At 69.8% G+C, this 23440-nt stretch carries 15 protein-coding genes; 6 read left to right on the forward strand and 9 right to left on the reverse strand.

Annotated elements, in window-relative coordinates:
• Positions 1 to 155: 155 nt before the first annotated feature.
• Together F4X11_01325 and F4X11_01330 are read right to left on the reverse strand one after the other, a co-directional pair.
• Positions 156 to 1685, reverse strand: coding sequence for an MBL fold metallo-hydrolase (locus tag F4X11_01325; GenBank protein MYN63663.1), 1530 nt, complete (start codon positions 1683 to 1685; stop codon positions 156 to 158).
• 257 nt (positions 1686 to 1942) lie between these two features.
• Positions 1943 to 2464, reverse strand: a complete 522-nt coding sequence (locus tag F4X11_01330; protein MYN63664.1) for a hypothetical protein — start codon at positions 2462 to 2464, stop codon at positions 1943 to 1945.
• A gap of 763 nt (positions 2465 to 3227) precedes the next feature.
• On the opposite strand from F4X11_01330, the gene F4X11_01335 reads away from it, so the two are divergent.
• From F4X11_01335 to F4X11_01345, 3 genes are all read left to right on the forward strand, one after another.
• Entirely contained in the window at positions 3228 to 4931 is a 1704-nt protein-coding gene (locus tag F4X11_01335) for a DUF222 domain-containing protein (GenBank protein ID MYN63665.1), read from the forward strand.
• A 267-nt stretch (positions 4932 to 5198) separates the two neighbouring features.
• The gene (locus F4X11_01340) at positions 5199 to 6164 is read left to right on the forward strand and encodes a cyclase family protein (protein ID MYN63666.1); all 966 of its coding nucleotides are present in this window, start codon (positions 5199 to 5201) and stop codon (positions 6162 to 6164) included.
• A gap of 119 nt (positions 6165 to 6283) precedes the next feature.
• Positions 6284 to 6463, forward strand: a complete 180-nt coding sequence (locus F4X11_01345; GenBank protein MYN63667.1) for a hypothetical protein — start codon at positions 6284 to 6286, stop codon at positions 6461 to 6463.
• Between the two features lie 637 nt (positions 6464 to 7100).
• Here the strand turns inward: F4X11_01345 and F4X11_01350 are convergent.
• The 7 genes from F4X11_01350 to F4X11_01380 form a co-directional block, all read right to left on the reverse strand.
• A complete protein-coding gene (locus F4X11_01350) occupies positions 7101 to 8246 on the reverse strand; it encodes an SEL1-like repeat protein (GenBank protein MYN63668.1) in 1146 nt (381 codons plus the stop codon).
• A gap of 47 nt (positions 8247 to 8293) precedes the next feature.
• Entirely contained in the window at positions 8294 to 9082 is a 789-nt protein-coding gene (locus F4X11_01355) for a molecular chaperone DnaJ (GenBank protein MYN63669.1), read from the reverse strand.
• Positions 9083 to 9808: 726 nt separating this feature from the next.
• Entirely contained in the window at positions 9809 to 10855 is a 1047-nt protein-coding gene (locus tag F4X11_01360; protein ID MYN63670.1) for a hypothetical protein, read from the reverse strand.
• 108 nt (positions 10856 to 10963) lie between these two features.
• The gene (locus tag F4X11_01365; GenBank protein ID MYN63671.1) at positions 10964 to 13243 is read right to left on the reverse strand and encodes a PQQ-binding-like beta-propeller repeat protein; all 2280 of its coding nucleotides are present in this window, start codon (positions 13241 to 13243) and stop codon (positions 10964 to 10966) included.
• A complete protein-coding gene (locus tag F4X11_01370) occupies positions 13224 to 14186 on the reverse strand; it encodes a helix-turn-helix domain-containing protein (protein ID MYN63672.1) in 963 nt (320 codons plus the stop codon). The genes F4X11_01365 and F4X11_01370 overlap by 20 nt, the downstream gene beginning before the upstream one ends.
• Positions 14187 to 14200: 14 nt before the next feature.
• Positions 14201 to 16891 carry a DEAD/DEAH box helicase gene (locus tag F4X11_01375; GenBank protein MYN63673.1) on the reverse strand — a complete coding sequence of 897 codons (2691 nt, stop codon included), beginning with the start codon at positions 16889 to 16891 and terminating at the stop codon, positions 14201 to 14203.
• Between the two features lie 61 nt (positions 16892 to 16952).
• Positions 16953 to 17291, reverse strand: coding sequence for a hypothetical protein (locus F4X11_01380; GenBank protein MYN63674.1), 339 nt, complete (start codon positions 17289 to 17291; stop codon positions 16953 to 16955).
• 149 nt (positions 17292 to 17440) lie between these two features.
• Between F4X11_01380 and F4X11_01385 the strand changes: the two genes are divergently transcribed.
• The 3 genes from F4X11_01385 to F4X11_01395 are packed head-to-tail and all read left to right on the forward strand — an operon-like array spanning position 17441 to position 23414.
• Positions 17441 to 19984: a DUF1592 domain-containing protein gene (locus F4X11_01385; protein ID MYN63675.1), complete on the forward strand. Its 2544-nt coding sequence runs from the start codon at positions 17441 to 17443 to the stop codon at positions 19982 to 19984.
• On the forward strand, positions 19981 to 21378 hold the full coding sequence (locus tag F4X11_01390) for a DUF1552 domain-containing protein (GenBank protein ID MYN63676.1): 1398 nt from the start codon (positions 19981 to 19983) through the stop codon (positions 21376 to 21378). Before F4X11_01385 ends, F4X11_01390 begins: the two co-directional genes overlap by 4 nt.
• A gap of 38 nt (positions 21379 to 21416) precedes the next feature.
• Complete coding sequence (locus tag F4X11_01395) at positions 21417 to 23414, forward strand: hypothetical protein (GenBank protein ID MYN63677.1); 1998 nt, start codon at positions 21417 to 21419, stop codon at positions 23412 to 23414.
• The last annotated feature ends 26 nt before the right edge of the window (positions 23415 to 23440 follow it).

Consider the following 23440-nt stretch of genomic DNA (forward strand, 5'->3'; position numbering starts at 1 on the left):
GTGGACTGGCGACCCGTTTCGTGCCGCAAACGTCCTGCGGCGCAGACTCCTAGGGGTCTGCGCCGTAGGAACGGTGCAGACTCGTAGTCAGGCCCGGTTGGGCGGCGATCGGAGCCGCAGGCGACGATTGTCGGGCTACGCCCCGCCGGCGACGACTACTGCGCGTCCTCCACCCACTCGGCGAACTGCGACCACGGCCCCGGCACCCCTTGGATGGGGACGATGGTCTCGACGTCGAGCCCCAGCCGCTGCACGTTGCCGTACAGGCTCCGGGCGCTGGCGTTCGGACTCGCCGGCAGCGAGCCGCCGGGGCCGGGCGGCGTGAACAGGTCGGCCTGCACCAGGATCTTCTCGTGCGGCAGGTAGGCCATCAGCATCCCCGCGGCGTGGGCCAGGCCCTGGACGTGGTGCAGCTCGACCAGGCGCGTCGTGTCGCCGAGGATGTACTTCTCGCGCAGCGTCTCGAAGATGTAGCCCTCCGACCACTCCTCCGGCGGGAACAGCGAGAAGCGGTCCGGCTCGAGCAGCCACGGCCGCGCCCGCAGGACCTCCTGGTAGTAGGGGAAGTTCCCCTGGTGGGTGACCACGGTCGCGCCCTCGTGCACGTAGGCGCGCATGCCGCCCAGGGTGTCCCAGTGGTGATGGGTCGTCACCACCCAGCGGATTTCCTTGCCCGGGATGCGGCGCCGGATCTCGTCCATCACGGCGAGCGAGCGCGCCTCGTTCAGCGGCGCCTCGATGACCGCGACCTCGTCCTCGAACTCCACCGCCACGCTGTGGTGCGAGCCGCCGGCCATCAGCCACACGCCCTCGGCCACTTCTTCCGCCACCACGCGCATGGGGGGCGCCGTCGCGTTGCGCGCCGCGTCCGGGACGCTCAGCGCGGCGTCCGCCACGTTCACCTCGACGCTGTCGATGGTCGACAGTTGAAACGTGTGATCGCCGCCGCTGACGTTCGGCGCGTGGGCGCCGTCGTCGAAGTCCTGGTGCTGGTGCCAGTTCATCGGGAACATCATGCCCCCGCCCACGTCCTGGTAGTTCGTGTAGACGGTCTCGTAGTACATGTCGCCCACGACCGGACTCGGCATCCAGGTCTGCACGCGCTGGACGATGTTGTCCCCGGTGATGGTGCCGTTGATCCGGTACTTGTCGAGGGCGACGAACGAGACGACGGTGACCCGCCCGCCGTATTCGTTCCGCTCGACCGCGATCACGTCGTCGGCGGCCATGGCGCCCTTCAGGAAGCCCTGCGGGGTGAGATAGATCTCCAGCCGCCTGCGCTCGGCGTCCTGCGGCCGGGGCACCACCCGGTCGATCTCACCGTTCCAGGCATACTGGCCCCGGACCATCCAGTTCCGGACCCGGTCTCCCACGATCGGCGCGCCGCCGCCGCCCCGGGCGGGATAGTTCCCCTGTCGGATGACCATCTCCTCGGTCGACGATTCGGTCTCGAAGTCGATCGTGCGGGTGTACTCGGCCAGCTCGAAGCGCGGCCAGTCCTCGGCGGGGGCGAAGTTCTGGCCCGCCGCGCCCACCCAGCCGTCCCCGGAGTACCGGATCGACATCATGTCGTCGACGCCCATGGTCTCGGCGGCGGCCTGCAGCACGGCCTGCGCGTCCTGCGCCGCGGCCGGCCCGGCCGCCAGCATCGCGACGGCAACGAAGATTCCAACTCGCTTCCTCATGATTCCCTCCCCGTAGCTTCCTGACGATCCGCGCCGGACGGACCGCAGCCGATGCGAGCCGCCCGGCCCCTCGGAGCGCCCAGCGTAGTCGTTTTGCACCGCGATGACCACGGGAATCGTGGGATTTAGGTCTCAAGCTGTTGGAGGACCGTTGCGGATGGGGTCACGTCTTGCTGTGCAGAACGCCAGATGCCGTTCTCGTGGTTCCTCGCAGCCTACAGACGACGAGTCTGAAACCCGCCACGAAGTCGGGCGCATCAGCGCAGTCTGGAAATTATACCGAATCCCATCATAGCGGACACAGTCATGCCCAGCAACCCAATGCAGCCGAAGAGCCAAAAAACTATACTGAAACACTGTCTATAGGACAAGTACGTCTTCCAAAAGCGCAACCTGAAGCGCCTGCCCTGCCTTTCCTTCTTGGTGGTGAGTTCTTCAAATCTGAACAACTGGAGTTCGCAGGGTTGTTGCGCGTCGGAGTTCGTGAAGGATCCTTCCAAGTTCTTCAACGCAAGTTCGGAGTTCTTTATGACGGTCCGCACCCGCTCATCCAACTTACCAAAAACAAACGCGACGACCACGAGTAGTGCACCGAGCAACGTGCCAACAAAATAGAGCTTCTGGACGAGTGAAGCTCCCAAACTGGTGGCCATGAAGGCAGCCAGTGTAATGAAGAACTTGAATGAAGACATGCGCTGGTTGGCGTGGAGTTCGAAGTAATCCCATGCATAGCTTCGCATGCCTTCCTCGCTCACGCCGTTTCGTGTATCTTCCTTCATTCTCCTCTGCCCGTCTCTCGGTCGAGTCGCCGGCGGGCGTCACGGAACACCGCCAGCGTAGCGCGTTCCCACCTCGGCTCACGCCCCACGCCTCGTTCTCGCTGAGCGGCTTCGTCCGCCCGCAACCTCGATCTCGTCGAGGTTCATTCCTCCCATTCTACCGCCAGAGGGTTCGATTGGCAGGATGCCGCGATGGGCGGATTGGTCAGTCAAAAACGGGGGCATCCAACGTATTCAACGTCGTCCAACGTTGTCCAGCCGTTCGGGGGATCCCGGCAACCGGGCTTCGCATCGTGGTGCGTCGAAACCACCAGCGGTGGGGCTTGAGTGATACGCACACTTCGTCCCATCGCCGAAGGGCGTGGTCGATGCGCTTCATGCTGGACGCCCTGCCGGGATCGAGCAGCCGACGAACCTGCACGGGTTGCCCGCCGAGTGAACGGGCCAGCTCACCCAGGCTGACGCCCTGCTGCCTCATGGCCACATAGAGCGCCGCCGCCGGCCATTCCGTCGCGTCGTCGATGTCGTCGCCATGCGTGGTCGCGTCCGGCAGGTCGGGGGAACGTCACGAGTTAGCCTCCAATCACGCTCTTTCCTGAATCTTGCCGGATAAGCGAATTCAGTCGTCGCCCCGTCGAAATCCCACCTTTTCGAAGATTCTGCTTGACAACTCTCTGACGGCCGGTCGGGCGCGGTCCGGCACGAAGTCTGAGACCCCTCTCGGAACGACACATCCGCGCCCTGAGGTCCCTCTTCGGCCAGGATGACCGCAAATCACCAATCCGCCCTCGGACGAGGCGCGCGAACGCTATCAAGCCGTTTAAAAACAGAGGGTTACAATGGATCCATGAGCGCAACGGCAGCCTTGGTTCCAGCCACTTCCAGCGACATCCCGACGTCGACGGTCGCCCCGCCGCCCAGCGGCGCTCCCGTGTCCATCGAGGAACACCGCGCGGCGGTCCTGCAGCGCCGCGACGAGGCCGAGCGCCTCGGCAACGACATCGCCGAGCTGGCCGCCCGCATCCAGGCCGCCACCTACGAGCTGCTGGTGATGATTCGCGCCTTCGACCAGCGCGAAGGGTGGAGCGGTTTCAAGTCCTGCGCCCACTGGCTGAACTGGCGCACCGGACTCGCCCTGGGCGCCGCCCGCGAGAAGGTGCGCGTAGCCCGCGCGCTGGTAGACCTCCCGCTGTTGAGCGACGCGATGCGGCGGGGACGGATCTCCTACTCGAAGGTGCGGGCGCTGACGCGGGTGGCGACGCCGGCCAACGAGCGCCGGCTGCTCGGTTTCGCGGAGTGCGCGCCGGCCTCCTACGTCGAGCGGCTGGCGCGGGCGTGGTGCCGGGTCGACCGGCAGGCAGAGGCGACCGACGAGCGGCGGCGGCACGAACGCCGGAACCTGACCACCTGGGTCGACGACGATGGGATGGTGGTGATCCGCGGGCGGCTCTCGCCCGAGGTGGGCGCGGTGGTGCGCCGCGCCCTGGAAGCGGCGGGCGACCAACTGCGCACCGACGTGTCGCCGGAGGAAGCGGCAGACACCAGCTTCGGCCAGCGGCAGGCGGACGCGCTGAGCCTGGTAGCCGAGAGTGCGCTGGCCGCGGGGCTGGATCGCGGCACGGCGGGCGACCGGTACCAGGTGGTGCTGCACGTCGACGCGGAGACGCTGGGGAGCGGCGCGGGGGAGGGTCCGGAGGACGTTTCCGCGGAAACGTTGACGAGCGGTGAAACCGCCGAGGACGTTGCAATCGAGCTCTCCGACGGTCTCGACGTTTCCGCAGAGACGCCGTGGACCGTCGCGGGGGAGGGGGCGGAGGACGTTTCCGCGGAGACGCCGCGAACCACCGCGGAGGTTCCCGCGAAGACGCCCCGGATGACCGGCCACGCCGCTCTCGAAGATGCAGACGGGCTGCGGGTGTCCACCGAGACCGCCCGCCGGATGGCCTGCGACGCCGGCACGGTCGTCATGGTCGAGGCTGCAGACGGCTCGGTCCTCGACGTCGGCCGGAAGACCCGCACCATTCCCCCGGCGCTGCGGCGGGCGCTGCAGGCCCGCGACCACGGGTGCCGGTTCCCCGGCTGCAACGCGCGGCGCTGCGATGTCCATCACATTCGGCACTGGGCCGACGGCGGTGCAACGCGGCTCGACAACCTGGTGCTGCTCTGCCGCCGGCACCACCGGGCCGTCCACGAAGAGGGCTTCAGCGTGCGGGTGGGTCCGACCGGCGACGCCGCGTTCTGCTGGCCCGACGGCCGGCCGTTCCCGGACGCGCCGGCCGCTCCCCGCTGGACCGGGCCGCCGCTGGCGCCGACCGGCGCGCATCTGGCCGCGGCCGGCATCGAGATCGGGCCCGACACGGCGACGCCGGACTGGCACGGCGAGCGGCTCGACCTCGGCTACGCCATCGATGTCCTGTGGAAACCGAGGACGGACTCCTGCGACGCCGGAGCCCGGATGCAGGCGTAGGTCGTGGACCGAGGCCAGTTGACTGCGAAGGTGAACACGCTGCCAATCGGAGTCGGGGCATCGGCCGAGAGTGCACACTGTTGCCGGAATAGCCCGCAGAAGCCGAGCACCGAGGCGATGAGGATGCCGGTGTCGTCCACGGTCATGTCACGAGCGGAGCACGTTCCCGGCAGGGCTCTAGATTGGCGCGTAGACCGCATACGTCGGCGCACCAGCGACTACAATCGGACCGTCTTCCACGGGGGAGGGAACACGATGACGATGACGATGAGACTGTCGGCGGTCGCGCTGCTGTCGGTGCTGGCGGTGTCCGGAGCGTGGGCCCAGACCGGCTCGGACCGGGCGGTGACCGAGGCGCAGTACGAGCAGTGGAAGGCGGAACTGACCAACTGGGGGCGGTGGGGCGCGAACGACGAGATCGGCGCGCTGAATCTGATCACCCCGGCCAAGCGGCTGGAGGCGGTGGCGCTGGTCGAGGAGGGATTCACCGTGTCCCTGGCCGGGGACGCCGACACCGTCGAAGCGGTCGACAACCCGCGGCCGTACCAGCACGAGATGGTGGGGATCAGTTCGGACCGGATCTCCGTCCAGTATCACGGGATCGCGCATACCCATCTCGACGCGCTGGCCCACATCAACGACGACGGCGTCTTCTACAACGGCTACGCGCCGGACGCCGACGAGGTCATCGCGAACGGGCACCCGAAGAACTCCATCCACAACCTGAAGAACGGCATCGTGACGCGCGGCGTGCTCATCGACATCCCGCGGCTGCGCGGCGTGCCGTACCTGGAGCCGGGTACGCCGATCTACGTGGAAGATCTGGAGGCGTGGGAGGAGCACGCAGGGGTGAAGGTCTCACCCGGGGACGCGCTGTTCATCCGCACCGGCGTGTGGGCGCGCCGCGCCGTCGAGGGGCCGTGGCTGCGGGGCCGTCGCCCGGGCGGCCGGTCCGCGGGGCTGCACCCGTCGGTCATCCCGTGGCTGAAGGAGCGCGACATCGCGCTGATGGGCAGCGACCATCCGACTTACGTCGCGCCGTCGGAGCTGCCCGGCGCGGTCCACGACTTCGCGCTGCTGTACTTGGGCATTCACATGTTCGACAACTGCGACCTCGAGGCGCTCGGCGAGGCGGCGGCGGAACGCAACCGGTGGAAGTTCCTGCTGATGGCGGCCCCGCTGCCGATCCGCGGCGGGACCGGGTCGCCGCTCAATCCGATCGCCGTGTTCTGAGCGGACACTGGTGTCCGCCGATCGTGGTGGTCGAATCAACGGAACGGAGCCGGCCATGGCCACGCGCTGGCTTGGCAATTGGCCGGCTGGAAACGCGAGCCGTGGACCCTGAGCGGGAGATGCTGGTCTTCGAGCGTGACATGGCCACGGGCGGTTCGGCCCAGTCTGCCGGTACGCTGGCGTGCACTGAGCGCGGCACGGTCGACCTTGACGATGTGCTTCCACCGCACGACCCCGGTCCTTGGCCGGCCGGCCTGTCGCAGCGGCGCGAGCACATCTGCGACGACCGGGATCGCTGAAGGGCGGGGATGTTCCTCGACACCAAAGTCCTGGTCCGTGCGTGCTTCACAACTGCGCCGCGATAAGCCCTGGCCCGCGTCCGGCTCCGCGACGTGATCGGCGGCAAGGAGCGACCACGCATCAGCGGTCGGGTCGTGCGCGAGTACCTGGCCGTGGTGACGCGCCCGCAGACTTGGTCGGCACCCTTGGCCGTGCTCGGCCGCACTCCGGGACGTGGACTGGTTTCTGTCGTCGTTCGCTGTACCGAAGGACGGTCCTGAAGTCACCCGCACGCTGGCCGCGTTGTGTCGAGAGGTTTCAGGTTGCCGGACGCCAAGTCCGCGACGCGAACATCACGGCAACGATGCTCACTCACGCCGAAGGGCGCCTGCTGAGGTTCAATCCGGACGATTTCCGAAGGGTACGGCGATCACATCGCGCTGATCGATCCGGCCGCGGGCGTTTGAGTTTGGTGTTCGCCAAGCGTGCGTTGGTCGGGAGCACGGTGGGTTGCACGACAGGATCGTGCAACGATTTCCTCGCCTGTTGGACTCACGATTCGCGGTATTTCCTGCGGCAAGAACCCTGCGATGCGCGACATCGGTGCTGCCGTGTGGCTTGGCACCCGGCCGGTTTCACGTCCTGAGCAGCGTTCCCTCACGCTCCTCTCGCACGGCGAAACCACTTGACGGCTTCCCGATCGTTCTGCGGAACGCCCCGGCCGTGACTGTACATGTATCCGAGGTTGTGCTGTGCTCTGCGGTGGCCTTGTTCGGCGGCGCGTCGAAACCACTTGACGGCTTCCCGATCGTTCTGTGGAACGCCCAAGCCGTTTTCATACATGGTGCCAAGGTTGGATTGTGCGGTGGCGTCACCCTCTACGGCGGCGCGTCGATACCATCGGGCGGCTTCACCATGGTCCTGTGGAACGCCCCGGCCGCTTTCGTACATGACGCCGAGGTTGGACTGTGCGTCGGCGTGACCTTGTTCGGCGGCGCGTCGAAACCACTTGACGGCTTCCTGATCGTTCTGTGGAACGCCCAGGCCGTTCTTGAGCATGACGCCGAGGTAGGACTGTGCTCTGGGGTGATGCTGTTCGGCGGCGCGTCGATACCATCGGACAGCTTCTTCATCGCCCTGTGGAACTCCCCGGCCGCGACGGTGCATGACCCCGAGGTTACATTGCGCAGCGGCGTGATCTTGTTCGGCGGCGTGTCGATACCAGCGAGCGGCCTCACCGTAGTCCTGGGTAACACCTTGGCCGGTGTAGTACATGATCCCGAGGTTGAATTGCGCAGCCGCGAGGCCTTGTTCGGCGGCGCGTCGATACCATCGGACGGCTTCTTCATCGTCCTGTGGAACCCCCCGGCCCTGACGATACATGACCCCGAGGTTGAATTGTGCGGCGTGATCTTGTTCGGCGGCGCGTCGATACCAGCGAGCGGCCTCACCGTAGTCCTGGGCAGCACCTTGGCCGGTGTAGTGCATGAACCCGAGGTTGAATTGTGCAGCGGCGTGACCTTGTTCGGCGGCACGGCGAAACCATCTGGCTGCCTCGGAGGCGTCCGCGGATACTCCATGGCCGTTGCTGTACACGGTGCCCAGCCAGTATTGTGCTTCAGCGTGACCGTGGTCTGCAGCCCGTCTGGCTGCCGTCCAGCCGGGGTCAACGAAATCCTGCCCGAAGATGGCTAGCAGCAGCCGGAATCCCTCCAGACCGAGCTCGAAGAGATCCTCCGCGTCGGACCGCTCGATATCCGCCAGCCCGCGCGTAACCAGATTGCGGCGTTCACGCGCCGCAATCGTGCGTCCGTGCGGCGCTGGGACAAGGTCGGTCCCTTTCCGCTGCTTCACGGTGCCTCTGCCCCCAGGGCCGCGAGTTCTTGTCGCGCGGTAGCGATTTGGTCATCGACGGAAACTGCCATCTCCTCCAGCAGGTTCCCGCCCGCCTCTGCACGTATTCTGCGTTTCTGCTGGAGGGCGTAGAGATCACCCGCTTGAAGCTCCCGGATGGTCCAGGCGATGCTGTCGAGTCGTCGCCGTACCTGGTCGAGCTGGCGGATTACACGGACCAGATCGCTCGCGGTTCCCGTCCCCGATACCGACTCCGGACTCGTTTCCCAATCCGAAAGCAAGGCTGCCAGGGCCTCGGAGTCCTGCTGCTGGTAGGCGTCATTCGCCTTCGCCATCCAGTCGTGGCGTCGTTCCCGTTCGTCATCGGTCGCAGCTAGATCGGGGTGAACCCTGCGCGCGATGGTCCGATACAACGTCTTGACCTCGCCGGGTGGGTCGAAGGGAGGCGCCGGCTCTTGAGCTCCTTGGCCTTGGGCCTCGGCTGCGGAGAACTCCGCGGTAGCCCGTGCTTCCGTGGCTGCTGCCTGCGCCGCGTCGTTGGTCGGAGCCTTGGCCGCGAGGGTTTCTGCAATACGAGCCTTGAGGTCGTCGAGTTCGGCGAACCGGACGCCAACGACGCGAAGATACTCGGTCTTGAAGGCCGCGAGTTCTGCCTGAAGAGTTGAGAGACGGAGCTCCTGTTCGACGAGGTCGGCCTCCAGCGCGGCCAGCTCATTTCGCTTCCGTTCGAGTTCTCGCTCTTCGGGGCTCTGTACCCGCGACGGTAGGTTACCCAAGACGTCCACCGTACGTGCAGAACAGGGTTGTCGCGAGCAGCGCAACACCGAGACCGAATCCGCACACGTGAACGTAGAACAAGCACCATGTCCAGCGGCCGAGGCCACGCAGTCGCCGAAGACTTTGTGCCGTTCGTCCGCCCCGCGCCCTCTGCGCAGTACCCCGGAAATCGGACATCCGGCAGACCACGCAGGCCAAGCCGCAGACTGCCGAGGTCGCCAACGCGACGAATGATGACAGCATCAAGCCCTTGGCAGGGGTGGCCTGCATGAACTCACCGTCCCGGAGGAGAGAGAACCAGTAGCCGAGCGTCGTGATGGTCAGGGCCAAGAAGAGATTCAACGCGTAGGTGAGCTGGTCGATGGCGATCTTCTGCCATCTCTGGGCTCTATCCGTTGCACCCATATCAGTCTGATTCAGGCGCCAAAGGCAGCAACGCCAACCTGCTATGCCGGCGTGACCGGTGCGCCCGCTGCCGCGGCAGCGTCGCTGCCACAATTATACGGAGCCGAGAAGCTCCAGTGTTATCGGGGGTTTGCGCCTATCGTGCTAGCAAGTATGCCGACTCCGCCCCAGCCTTCCGGTTCCCATGCCAACCCCCTGGGACCCCCACAGAGGCCGCGCCAACTCAGGGGGCGGGGCGTGGTCAGACCGGCATACCGTGAACGAGGCGGCTGCCTGACCGGCACCGTGCTGGGGTGCTGGCCAGACCGCCTCGATTCGCTACGCTTACGCTACCGCGACTGCGCCGCGGCCTCGGCCTCCGCTTCCTCGGCCCGCGCCCCGGCCAGGATGTTGTAGAGCCCGTAGTTGCCTTCGTGGCAGGCGTACTCGAACAGCGGCTCTTCGTTCCGCTGCATCGGGACCTCGTAGGTCCACGGCCGCGTCCAGACGGTCGGGTCGTCGATGGTCGCCTGGTACAACAGCGTGTCGTCCGCCACGCGCGTGAACCGCTCGGTCAGGCGCAGGTTGGCGTCGGTCCGTCCCTGCGAGAAGCTGGTCTCGCGCAGGAAGCGGCTCGTCTCGACGACCAGGGTGTCGCCCTCCCAGTAGCCGCGGGCCTCGCCCGTCCACTGCGGCAGGTCCGTGTGCGGGCGGCCGTCGAGTGGGACGACGCGCACGTTGTGGTTCATCTCGACCAGCAGCGCCACGGTGTCCGGCGTCTGGAAGATCTGCACGTTGTTGTTGTAGCCGCCCGGCGTCATCGGCGGTCCGGAGTTGAAGCCGGTGATGCAGCGCAACTGCAGGCCGTTCGAGCCGAAGTCCTCCATCCAGCCGCCGGGGGTGGGCGCGTGGGTCACGACGCCTTCGCGCGCCGCGCGCAACGCCGCGTGCCTCGCCTCGGCCTCGGGCGTGAACGGCGGCATCCTGCCGTTCGGCGGGTCGATGACCAGCGACGTGCGCCGCGTGCCGACCGTCGTCGTGCCGCGGTCGAGCCAGAAGTTGTTGTAGAACCCGGGAGCGCCGTTCTCACCGCTGTCCACGCTCTCGGTCACCGTGGTGCGCACGGCGGCCCGGTTCAGCAGCTCCTCGTTGCGATCGAGCGTCTCCTGCTCGAGGCGCGCCGCCTCTTCCGCGGTCAGGAACTCCTGGTCCGCCAGCGCGGCGGGTCGCTCCATGGGGGTTATGGACCGGAAGTCCCAGACGCCCTGCAGGTCCGGCACGCCCCACGGCGTCCGGGGCGTGTCCGCCGCGTTCTCCGCCTGGGCCGCCGCGGCCAGGGGCGTCAGCGCCACGATCGCGACCGCCGTTGCCAACGCCGCGAAGTACCGATGGCTCATCGTCGTCCTCCTTCTCCGTTTCCTCACGCGTCGAATAGGTCCCCGTGCGTTTCGGACGCGACCTCGTCGTCTTTCCAGGGGCCGCGACCGGTCCGTTCACTGCTGATGTCAATCGCCCGCCGGCAGGGCGAAGACGTAGAGCGCGTTGCCTCCCTCCGGTTGGAAGATCTCCGGGGTGAGTTGCGCGGTGAGGCTCCGGAACGCCCCTCCCAGCGCGCCCGGAACGGCGATGAACTGCCGCCCGCCCGCCTCGTAGGTGATTGGATAGCCGGCCGCCGCGGTGCCGAGGCGGGTCTCCCAGAGGACGTCGCCCGTCCGGATGTCGAACGCCCGGTAGTAGCGGTCGGCATCGCCAGCGAAGACCAGGCCGCCGGCCGTGGTCAGCGTCGACGTCAGGAAGGCGGCGCGCTGCTCGCGGCTCCACAGCTCCTCCATGGTCCGCACGTCGTAAGCGGCCAGCTTGCCCACGTTGCCGTCACTGCCCGGCATCTCGCGGTACTCGGACCGGCCCGCCTCGCCGCCGCCGCCCTCGACGAACTCCACCTCGCGCCCGGTCAGGTACATGCACGCCTGGTGGAGGGGGATCACCAGCGCCCCGGCGCCGGGATGATACGCCGATGCCTGCCAGTTGTGGCCGCCGAGCAGACTGGGGCACGCGGGCACGCGGTCGCCGATGCGGGCGTCGATGATGTCCTGCCGGTAGGTGAACCGTCCGGTGGTCCGGTCGATCGACTCGAAGATGTCCTGGTAGACGGTCTCGCGCAGGTCGACGAGCGCGCCCGTCCGCCGGTCGAGCTTCCAGAGGATGCCGTCCTTGCCGATCGTGAACAGCCACTTCTCCTCGCCCGCATCCACCAGCACCCGCTCGTAGACGATGTCGAGGTCGAGCGTCTCCCCCGGTGCATGCTGGAAGTACCACTGCACCTGCCCGCTGCGCGGGTTCAGCGCGAGCGTCGAGTTGGTGTAGAGCGCGTCCTGCCGCGTCGTCATGCCGCGGCTGGCCGCCACCCACGGCTTGGCCTGCGCCGTGCCTATGTAGAAGAGGCCGAGGTCCGGGTCGTAGCTGCCCGGGATCCACGAGTCGCCGCCCGCACGCAGATACGGCGGCGTGTCGCCCCACGAGGCGTCGTTCGGATCGCCCGGCAGGGCGATCGTCGACGTGCGCCAGAGCTCCTCGCCGGTGTCCGGGTCGTGGCCGGTGATGAAGCAGGTCTGCTCCTTGTAGCGCTGGCACCCGTTGGTGCCGGTGACGACGACGCCGTCGGCGATGATCGGGCCGGCGTTGCCGCGGAACCCCTGCGTGTAGTCCGCTTTCAGGGTGCGCCACACTTCGGCGCCGGTCCGCGCATCGAGCGCCACGATCGCCGCGTCGGCGGTGGCGAGGAACACCTTGTCGCCGTAGAGCGCCAGCGTACGGGTCGGCGCCCGCTGCGGCGCTTCCTCCGGCAGCGGCGAGCGGTACTGCCAGATGACCTGGCCGGTGGCCGCGTCGATGGCCTGCACCACGCTGCCCGGATTGGCCAGGAACATCACGCCGTCGTGCACCAACGGCGTCGTCTGGTGGCGCCCCTCCCGGATCGCCAGGACCCAGGCCAGTCGAAGCTGGTCGACGTTGTCGCGCGTGATCCGATCCAGCGGGCTGTAGCCGTGGCCGTCGCGCGTCCGTCGCCAGCTCGGCCAGTCGCCCGGCGGCGGATCCGCCAGCAGGGCGTCGGTCACCGGGGCGAGGGGCTGCTCCACCGTGCGGTTGACGAACCGCAACGGGCGCCGCCGTGGCCGCTCGCCTTCCCGCGCCGCCCGCCGCGCCTCGGCCACGTCCGCCGCGTCGCCGATCGCGACCGCCGCGTCGGCCGTCAACGGCGCGTCCCCGGGCCGGGCGCCGTTCGTGTCCAGGATGTACGCGACCAGGTTCAGGTAGACCTGATCGGAGAGCGATCCGCCGAGGCCGGGCGGCATCGCGTCCCGCAGGTACTCGAACAGCTCGTCCGTGGTCTGGCCGGCCCAGCCGTTCAGGAACTCCACCCCGCGCAGCGCCGGCGCTTCTGCCCCGTCCAGCGCCTCTCCATGGCACTCTCCGCACTGCCGCGCATACACGGTCCAGCCGGCGAGGGACTGCTCTGCCGTGAAGGCCCCTTCCGCGGCCGGCGGCTGCGCCGCTTCGACGCCCCCGGGCGCGACGCCCGGTACGCCGATCGAGCCGCCCGCCACGATCAGGCCGGCGACCGACGCCCGGACCACCGCCGTCGCGAGATTCGTTTCCAGCAAACGCGATCCGCCGACGCCGGCGCGAGCTCTCTTCGACATGGTCCGCAACTCCTCGGTGTCGTCGGACGGCGCCAGCACCCCGCGTGGCCGCCCCGTGCCGCCGTTATACCACCAAACCGTCATCGTCCAGTTTCTCGACCTCCACGCGCAGCGCCCGCAGGGCCTCCCGCGGGCGGGTCTGCAGGTCGAGCGGTCCGCGGGCGGCCTCCCAGCGGCGCACCGTGGCGGCGGAGACCCGGAGCAATGCGGCGAACTCGGCGACCGAGAACCCGCTCTGTGCGCGCAGCCGGGCGATCAGCGCGCCCGTGGGGCGGAACCCGGCGGGCGCCTTCGGTTTCCGTGCGCTCGATGCGGGCGCGCCCTCCCCGTCCTCGAGATCGATGCCGAAGATGCTCCCGAGATCGCCGTCCGCCAGGGTGTCGGCCGTCGCCGTGCCTCCCGGCAGCGCCATGTCGGCGGCGATCAGCTCCGACTCGTCGACCCCGCGCAGCCGGAAGAGCAGCTCGGGGCTCTTGTCGAGACGGGCGCCGACGCCGTAGAGCACCGCCGCGGCGTGCTTGCACATCGTGGCCCAGTCGGGGCAGTCGCACGCCAGCTTGATCTCGCCCGGCTTAGGGAACAGGCCGGTGTCGCGGTCGGTGACGATCTCCATGACGCGGTCCGACAGCCGCCCCCGCAGCAGCTCGAGAACCGATCCGATCTGCCCGGCGCACGCGGCCCGGATCGCCTTCCAGGCCGGCCGCTTCAACTTCCGGATGCGGATGACGACGTGGTAGAGCTCGCGGCCGGCGACCATCGCGTCGACGCCGCCGGGCTCGATGACCAGGTGGCAGACGCAGCCGTTTCGCACGTAGGTGCGGCCGCGCGGCAGGCGGTTGGCGTAGTCGGAGAACGACTCCAGGTGCTCGCACCAGCGCTGGCCCCAGAAGCTTCGCGCAATGGCGCGCCCCCTGCCCTCGAGCTCGACCGGTTGCACCTCGACGCCGCGCTCGCGCAGGGCGCGCATCTCCAGCCTGGCTCGGGCGCGCCGCGCGCCGACCGGCACATAGGGCGGATACCAGTCCAACTGCGTAGCCCTCCTCAGCTCGCCGCCTGCGGATTCGCGCGCGTGACGTCAAGCCGGACCAGGTCGATCAACTCGTCGTCGGACAGCTCGGTGAGGTTGACCTCACTCTCGCCGTCGAGCAGATCATCGGCCAACTGCCGTTTCTCGGCAATCATCCGATCGATCTTCTCCTCGATGGTGCCGCGCGTGACGAAGCGGTGGACCAGGACGTTGCGCCGCTGGCCGATGCGGAAGGCGCGGTCGGTGGCCTGGTTCTCCACCGCCGGGTTCCACCAGCGGTCGAAGTGGATGACGTGGGAGGCCGCCGTCAGGTTCAGCCCGGTGCCGCCCGCCTTGAGCGACAGGATGAAGAAGGGCGGCCCGTCGTCCCGCTGGAAACCGTCCACCAGCGCCTGCCGCCGCTTGACGCCGGTCGCGCCGTGCAGCACGAGGCCGGGCCGGCCGAAGATCGTCGCCAGGTACTCCGACAGCGGGTCGATGATCTCCCGGAACTGCGTGAAGACCAGGGCCCGTTCCTGGCGCGCGGACAGCTCCTCGCAGATCTCGGCCAGGCGCGCGAACTTGCCGCTGTCGCCGGGCCGGTAGTCGCCGTCGCCGGCGAGCTGGCTGGGGTGGTTGCAGGTCTGCTTCAGCCGCATGAGCGACCGCAGCACCACGCCGCGCCGCTGGATGCCCTCGGTCGCTTCCAGCTCGTCCTGCATGGCGCGCACGATGCGCTGGTAGAGGGCGACCTGCTTGCGGGTCAGGTGGCAGTCGCGCGTCGTCTCGGTCTTGTCCGGCAGGTCGGCGATGATGCGGCGGTCCGTCTTCAGGCGCCGCAGGATGTAGGGGGCGACGAGCCGGCGTAGCGGCGCGAACGGCTGCTCGTCGCGCCGCTGCAACTCCTTGACGAATCGGTTGAACACGTCGCGCGAGCCGAGCAGCCCCGGGTTCAGGAAGTCGAACAGCGCCCACAGGTCTCCCAGGCGGTTCTCGACCGGCGTGCCGGTCAGGGCGATGCGGGCGCGGGCCGCCAGCTTGCGCACCGCGCGGCTCTGGCGGGTGTCGGGGTTCTTGACGGCCTGCGCCTCGTCCAGAATCACCAGCCGCCACTGCACGTCGGCCAGCCAGGGCTGCCGCTGCAGCATCGCGTAGGTCGTCACCGCGAGGTCGACCCCGGCCAGGCGCCGGGCCGGCGCCGCCGCGACGTCCGTCAGCGTCTGCCGGTCCGTCTCTGCAGGGTGGAGGAACCGCAGCGCCAGCGACGGGGCGAATCGCTCGGCCTCGCGGCGCCAGTTCCCGAGCAGGGAGGCGGGAATGACGAGCAGCGCGGGCGCCGGCGGGGGCGCATCCCCGGCGCGGTCGCACAGCAGCAGCGCCAGCACCTGGATGGTCTTGCCCAGGCCCATGTCGTCCGCGAGGCAGGCGCCCAGGCCCAGCGTCGTCAACAGGCGGAGCCACGCCACGCCGTCGCGCTGGTACGGCCGCAGCGTGGCCCGCAGGGCGCCGCCGAGCGCCGCCGGATCGAGCGCATCCGGCTGCCGCATCCCGGCCAGGAGTTCGCGCATCCCGTCGCCGGCGTCGACGTGCACCCACGGGCGTTCGGCCTCCGTCCGATCCTCGTGGCGGAGATCGGCCGACGCGCCGGCGAGCAGGCGCATGCCCTCGACGAACGAGATGCCGTCGTCCCCGGCCATCTCGCGCACCGCCTCCCAGTGCTCGATCGCCTCGCGCAGCCGCTCGCGGTCCACCTCGACCCACTGGCCCTTCAGCAGCACCAGCTCGCCGTCGCCGTCGAGCAGCGTCTCGAGCTCGGCGCGCGACAGCGGCTCGCCGCCCAGCGCTACGCCCACGTCGAAGTCCACCATCGCCTCGGCGCCCACCATCGACGGCGCGGTGTCGCCGATGGTGACGCTGACCCGTGGTCGCGGCCGCTTGCGCCACCAGTTCGGCAGGCGCACGGACAGGCCGCTCGACTCCAGCTCCGGCACGCTGCGCAGCAGCCGGTAGGCGCGATCCGGCGTCCACGCCAGCGGCTGGTAGACGTCGCCCGACTCAGCCAGCTCCCGCACCCAGTCGCACGTCTCGGCGGCCTGCTGGATCGGTGACAGCAGGGAGATGAGCGCGGCGCGGTTCTTCGCCCCGGCGTACTGCTGCAGCGCCCGGCGAAGGGGGAGGTGCTTCACCCGTCCGCTCGCGCCGAATCCCGACGCGTAGGTGGCCATGAACGCAAACGGCCGCTCCGGGTCGTTGCGGTTCTCGGCCAGGTGGAAGCAGACCCGGCCCACCTGGTGCCAGCTCGGGGCCCGGGCGCGGAGAAATGCCGGCAGGCCGCCGGCCGTGTCCTCGACGGTTTCGCGCACCCAGGCGTCGAGGTGGCTCCAGACACCCTGCAGGCTGTCCTCGGAGAGATACTCGCCGCCGCGCATCGGCGGGGCGGACAGGATCCAGGCGGCGCAGTCGGCCGCGGTCGGAGGCTCGACCGCGACGCGCGACTCGTGCTCCGGCAGGTGGCACAATGCGGTCAGGTGGCGTTCGGCGATCTCCTGCCAGAAACGCGCGTCGGGCGCTTCATGCGTGTCGGTCCGGTCCGCGGCCAGCGTGAAAAGCGCCTCGCGCCAGTCGGCCTCGAAGGCGGTTTGCAGGGGCGCGATGGCGGGCGGGACGGGGTCGCCGTCGCGAGGTGTCCAGCGCAGGTGCCCGGCCGGCGTCAGTCCGAGGCTCATGTCGACGGAAGGAGGCCGCGGCTATCCATCGCCGTGCGCTGCCGATGATGGCGGGCGGGCGTCAGGCGGCGTCCCGGTCGCGTCGGCCGGCAAGGAAGCCTTCCAATGAGCCTTCGAGCTTCGCCATGCGCTCGCGCAGGTCGGCGAGCTCCCGGTTGATGTCGTCGAATCGCTTGTTGACCTCTTCGAATCGCTTGTTGACCTCTTCGAATCGCTTGTTGACCTCCTTGTTGACTTCGTCGAATCGCTTGCTAATGTCCTTGGCGAGATCGTCGATTCGCTTCTCGGTCCTGTCGATGCGGAGGTTCAGATCGCGGCGCAGCTCGCGGATGTCGAGGCGCAGCCAGGCGAAGAGCGCTACCAGCAGCGCCGGGGTGAGCCAGGGCGTGACGGCGTCCATGCGGTCAGCGTAGCACGCGGCCGCGCCGGGCGAAACCGTCCCGGCCCGGAGTCGTGGAGGCGTACCGGACGAATTCGCGGTGGAACATCAGGCCGCCGCCGGGTAGACTGGGCTGTCTTGAGGAATCCCGGTCGGGCGTTGGCAGGTCCATGCTGAAGAGAATGCGGGTTGCGGTCGGAATCGTGGTCCCGGCGCTGGTCGCCGTGTCCGCGGCAGGTACGGTGCATGCGCAGGTTCCAGCCCCGGCCGAGGCCGGGCGGCCCCCCGTTGTGACCGGGACCCCGCAGGCGCCGGTCGCGCCGGTCGCGACCGGCGCGGCGCAGGCGGTAGTGGACCGCACCTGTCGCCGCTGCCACAACGAGCGTCTCCGCTCCGGCAACCTGTCGCTGGCGGACTTCGAGGTCGCCGGGGCCGCGAAGCAGGCCGACGTGGCCGAGCACATGGTCCGCAAGCTGCGCGCCGGCCTGATGCCCCCTGCCGGCGTCCGGCGCCCGGACGAATCGGCCCTGATCGGCCTGGCCGAGGAGTTGGAGACGCGGCTCGACGCGGCCGCCGAAGCGAATCCCAATCCGGGGCGGCGCGGCTTTCAGCGTCTGAACCGCGCCGAGTACGAACGGTCGATTCGCGACCTGCTGGCTCTCGACGTCGATGCGGGCGACTACCTGCCGCTCGACACCAAGAGCGCCAACTTCGACAACATCGCCGATGTGCAGATGCTGTCGCCGACGCTGATGAACGGCTATCTGCGCGCCGCCAGCGAGATCAGCCGGCTCGCGGTGGGCGACCCGGCGGCCGCCGCGGTGGAGGCCGCCTACAAGGTACCGCGCTGGGTCTCGCAGCGCGAGCAGGTCGAGGGTGCGCCGTACGGCTCGCGGGGCGGCGTCGCGGTGACGCACACCTTTCCGGCCGACGGCGAGTACCGCTTCCGCGTCTCGTTCCACCACGAGACGACGGGCGAGCTCTTCGGCAGCGGCCGCGCCGCGCTGCACACGACGGAGCGGCGCGAGCAGGTCGAGATCGCCATCGACGGCGAGCGGGCGGCGGTCTTCGAACTCGATCGCTGGATGCACGTCTCCGATCCGAACGGCGTCAACCTCTGGACCGATCCGATCCACGTCACCGCCGGTCCGCACCGCGTGTCGGCCGTCTTCGTGCCGCAGTTCGACGGCCCCGTCCAGGATCTGATCTCTCCGCACGACTGGTCGCTGGCGAGCACCAGCATCGCCAACGCCTACGGCTTCACGAGCCTGCCCCACCTGCGCGATCTCGCGATCCGGGGGCCGCAGACGGTGACCGGCGTCTCCGAGACCCCCAGCCGGGCGCGCATCTTCACGTGCCGGCCCGCGGCGCCGGAAGAGGCCCGCCCCGGCGGGCGTGTTGGAAGTTCCGCCGGCCCGGAACTTCCGCGCCGGAAGCTCCCGGCGCGCGACTGCGCGAGCGAGATCATCGGCGGGCTCGGCGCCGCGGCCTACCGGCGTTCGCTCACCCCCGCCAACCATGAGGGGCTGATGGCCCTGTACGATGCCGGGGAGGAAGAGGGCGGCTTCGAGGCGGGCGTGCGGATGGCCATCGAGGGGATGCTGGCCAGCCCCCACTTCGTGTTCCGCTTCGAGGAGCCCCCGGTAGACGTGCCGTCCACCGCCAGCTTTCCGATCGCGGACCACGACCTCGCGTCGCGCCTGTCGTTCTTCCTCTGGTCGTCCGCACCCGACGCCGAGCTGCTGGCGCTGGCCGGCGAGCAGCGCCTGTCGGAACCGGACGTGCTCGAGCGGCAGGTGCGGAGGATGCTCGCCGATCCCCGCGCGGAGGCGCTCGCCACGCGCTTCGCGGCCCAGTGGCTGCGGTTGCCGGACCTGGAGGCGCTGCAGCCGGACGTTCGCGTCTACCCGGACTTCGACGAGCAGCTCAAGTGGGCGATGCAGCGCGAGACCGAGCTCTTCTTCCAGCATCTGCTCCGCGAGGATCGGAGCGTGCTGGAGCTGCTCGACGCCGACTGGACGTTCGTCAACGAGCGTCTCGCCAGGCACTACGGGCTCCCCGGCGTCGTAGGGTCCGGGTTCCGCCGCGTGACGTATCCGCCGGGCGACCCCCGGCGCGGGCTGCTGGGGCACGGCAGCGTGTTGGCCCTGACCTCCTACGCCGACCGCACGTCGCCGGTGCTGCGCGGCAAGTGGGCGATGGAGGTGCTGTTGGGGAGTCCGCCGCCTCCGCCGCCGCCCGACGTGCCGGATCTGGAGGACACGGTCGTCGCCGAGGACGGCCGGCTGCTCTCGGTGCGCGAGCGGCTGGAGCGGCACCGCGCGAGCCCGGCGTGCGCCTCGTGCCATCGCATGATGGACCCGATCGGGCTGGCCCTGGAGCGCTACGACGTCACCGGGGCGCGCCGCCTGTGGGACAACGGCTCGCGGATCGACGCGTCGGGCGAGCTCTACGACGGCACGCCCATCGGCAGCGCTGCCGATCTGCGCGAGGCCCTGCTGCGGCGCCCGCTGCCGATAGTGCGGACCTTCGTCGAGAACCTGATGGCCTACGCCCTGGGGCGGCGCCTGGAGCACTACGACATGCCGGCCGTGCGGGAGATCGCCCGCGCCGCGGGCACCGCGGAAAACCGTCTCTCCGCCTTCATTCTCGGCGTGGTGCGCACGCCGGCGTTCCGGATGAAGGGCGGGCTGGCGGGGGAGAGCAATCCATGACCCTGATCACCGGCAAGCATCTGCCCCGGCGCACGTTCCTGCGCGGCGTGGGCGTCAGCGTGGCGCTGCCGTTCCTCGACGCCTTCGTGCCGGCCGGCCTGAACCGGGCGCGCGCCGCGGCAGCACGGTCCGCCGCGGATCCTACCCGGCTGGTCGCCATCGAGAACGTGCACGGGGCCGCCGGCAGCACCGCGTACGGCGCGTCGCAGCACCTGTGGTCTCCCGCCGCCGAGGGACACGACTTCGACCTGACGCCGAGCGCGCTGAGTCCGCTGGAGCCGTTCCGCGACGTGCTGACCATCGTCAGCGACACCGACGTGGCGCCGGCCGAAGCCGCGACCCCGCCGGAGATCGGGGGCGACCACTTCCGGTCGAGCGCGACGTTCCTGACCCAGTCGCATCCGAAGCAGACCGAGAGCTCGGACGTGCGGGCCGGCATCTCGCTGGACCAGCTCTACGCGTCGCGCTTCGGCCAGGACACGCCGATCCCCTCGATGCAGCTCTGCATCGAGAACGTCGACCAGGCCGGCGGCTGCGCCTACGGTTATTCGTGCGTCTACACGGACACGATCAGTTGGGCGTCGCCGACCGAGCCGCTGCCGATGATCCGGGACCCGCGGCTGGCCTTCGACCTGTTGTTCGGCGCCGGCGGTACGGCCGAGCAACGCACCGCGCGGCGGCGCGAGCGGCGCAGCGTGCTCGACTTCATCACCGCCGAGGTGGCCAGCCTCAAGCGCGACCTCGACCCGGTGGACCGGCGGCGCATGGACCGCTACCTGGACGACGTGCGCGAGATCGAGCGGCGCATCCAGCGGGTGGAGGAGCGCAACACCAGCGGCGAGGCGCTGCTGCTGCCGGGCGCGCCGGCGGGCGTGCCGGACTCGTTCGACGAGCACGTCAAGCTGATGTTCGACCTGCAGGCGCTGGCGTTCGAGGCGGACATGACGCGCGTCTTCTCGTTCAAGCTGTCGCGCGACGCCACCGGCCGCGTCTACCCGGCGAGCGGCGTCGACCGCGGGTTCCACCCTTCGTCCCACCACGGCGAGCAGCAGGCCCGGATCGAGGAGTTCGCGCGGCTCAACCGCTATCACGTGAGCCTGATTCCCTACTTCCTCGAGAAGCTCCGCAGCATCGACGAGGGGAGCTCGAACCTGCTGGACAAGTCGCTGGTCATCTACGGGTCGCCGATGGGCAATCCGAACGTGCACAACCACAAGCGGTGCCCGCTGTTCGTGGCCGGCGGCGCCAACGGGAAGCTGCCCGGCAACCTGCACCTGCGGGCCGAGCCGGGCACGCCGATGGCCAACGTCATGCTCGACCTGCTGCACCGCCTCGGCGTCGACGACCTCGAGTGCTTCGGCGACAGCACCGGGACGCTCTCGCTGTCGGCGTGACGCGACACACCCGAGCCCGTAGCAGTGAGCCCAGTCACATGGTGGAGCCAGTGATGCATCCGATTCGATTTGCCGCGCCTGCCGTGAGCGGATTCGCGTCCCGAAGCGGCAGCCGGAGGGCCGCGCGGCGCCGGTGTCGAGTCGACGCGCTCGCGGGGGCGTCGTGCCTGGCGGTCCTGCTCGCGCTCGCACCCGTCTCGGCCGCCGTCGACGCGCCGGTCGCCGACGCCGCCATGCGTCAGGACCTCGAAGCGGTCCGCGGCCTCATCGCCCGGGGGGCCGATCCCGACGCCGCCCACGGGGACGGCATGACGGCGCTCCACTGGGCCGCGCAGCACGGCGACGTCGAGATCGTCGCTTTGCTGACCGGGGCCGGAGCCGACGTTGCGGGGCGGACCCGGCTGGGCGGTCACACCCCGCTGCACGTGGCGAGCCGGAGCGCCCGGGCGGCGGCCGTGCGGGTGTTGCTCGCGGCCGGCGCCGACGCGGGCGCGGTCACGAGTACCGGCGCCACCGCACTGCACTTCGCCGCCGGTTCCGGTTCCGCCGCCGCCGTCTCGGCGCTCCTGGACGGCGGCGCGGACGTCGACGCGCGAGAGCCGGTGTGGGGGCAGACGCCGCTGATGTTCGCGGCCGCCCGAGCGCGGACCGAGGCCATCGTGGTGCTGCTCGCCCGGGGCGCCGATCCGGAGCTGGCCGGAGCGGTAGTGGACGTCGGCGCCCGCAACGAGGCCGACCGCGAAGAGAGCCGCCGCCGGCGGGGGCGCATCGCGGCCCTGCGGTCGGCGCTCGCGTCGCGAGAGTCCGCGGAGCGGCCGAGCGCCGCGACGGCGTCCGGCGCTGCCGGAGCGCCCGATGCGTCGGCTGCGGTTGCGCAATCGCCTGCCGCGCCGCGGTCGCCCGAGACTGGCGCCGGCGCCCCCGCCGGGAACGTCGCAGGCGCCTCGGACCCGACCGCATGGACCTCGTCTCGACCCCTCTCTCCCGAGGCGCGCGCCGCCGCCGCGGCGGCCGAGGCCGCGGCCATCGAGGCGGACCTGCTGGAAGAGCCGGAGCCGCTCGGCTTCGCCGACCTGGTCGGGACGCACGGCGGGCTGACCGCGCTGTTGCTCGCGGTGCGAGAAGGCCATGCCGACGCGGCGCTGGCCCTGATCGACGGCGGCGCCGACGTCAACCGGGTGAGCGCCGCCGACGGGACGAGCGCGCTGCTCGTCGCTTCCATCAACGGGCACTTCGACCTCGCGTTGCGCCTGCTGGAGCTGGGCGCGGACCCGACGCTCGGGAGCGACGCCGGGGCCACGCCGCTCTACGGCGCCCTCAACATGCACTGGGCGCCGAAGGCGCGGCACCCGCAGCCGACCGACTACCTGCAGCAGTCCACCTCGTACGTGGAGCTGATGCAGGCGCTGATCGACGCCGGGGCCGACGTCAACGCCCGCCTGAGGCGCTCGCTGTGGTACACGACCTACAACCGCGACCTGCTCGGGGTCGACCGCGCCGGGGCCACGCCGTTCTGGCGCGCCGCCCACGCCCTCGATCTCGACGCCATGCGCCTGCTGCTGGCCCACGGCGCCGACCCGCACCTGCCGACGATCAAGGTCCCCTCGCGCCGGCGTCCGCTCGACCCCGATCCGTCGGGTCTGCCGGCGGTGCCCTACGGCGGTCCGGGCGTGCCGCCGCTGCTGGCCGCCTCCGGTGTGGGATACGGCCAGGGCTTCGCGGGCAACTCGCACCGTCACGCCCCGGACGGCTGGCTGCCCGCCGTGCGCTTCCTGGTGGAGGAGGTCGGCGCCGACGTGCACGCCCGCGACCACAACGGCTACAACGCAGTCCACCACGCCGCGGCGCGCGGGGACAACGGCCTGATCCGCTATCTCGTCGCGCGGGGCGTCGACGTCACGCAGGTCAGCCGGATGGGGCAGACCACCGTCGACATGGCCAATGGCCCGGTCCAGCGCATCCAGCCGTTCCCGGACACGATTGCACTGCTGGAGAGCCTCGGCGCGGTGAACAACCACCGCTGCTTGAGCTGTTGACGGACCACCGGGACTCCCGGATGGTA

Source organism: Acidobacteriota bacterium (assembly GCA_009861545.1).
Classification (GTDB): Bacteria; Acidobacteriota; Vicinamibacteria; order Vicinamibacterales; family UBA8438; genus WTFV01.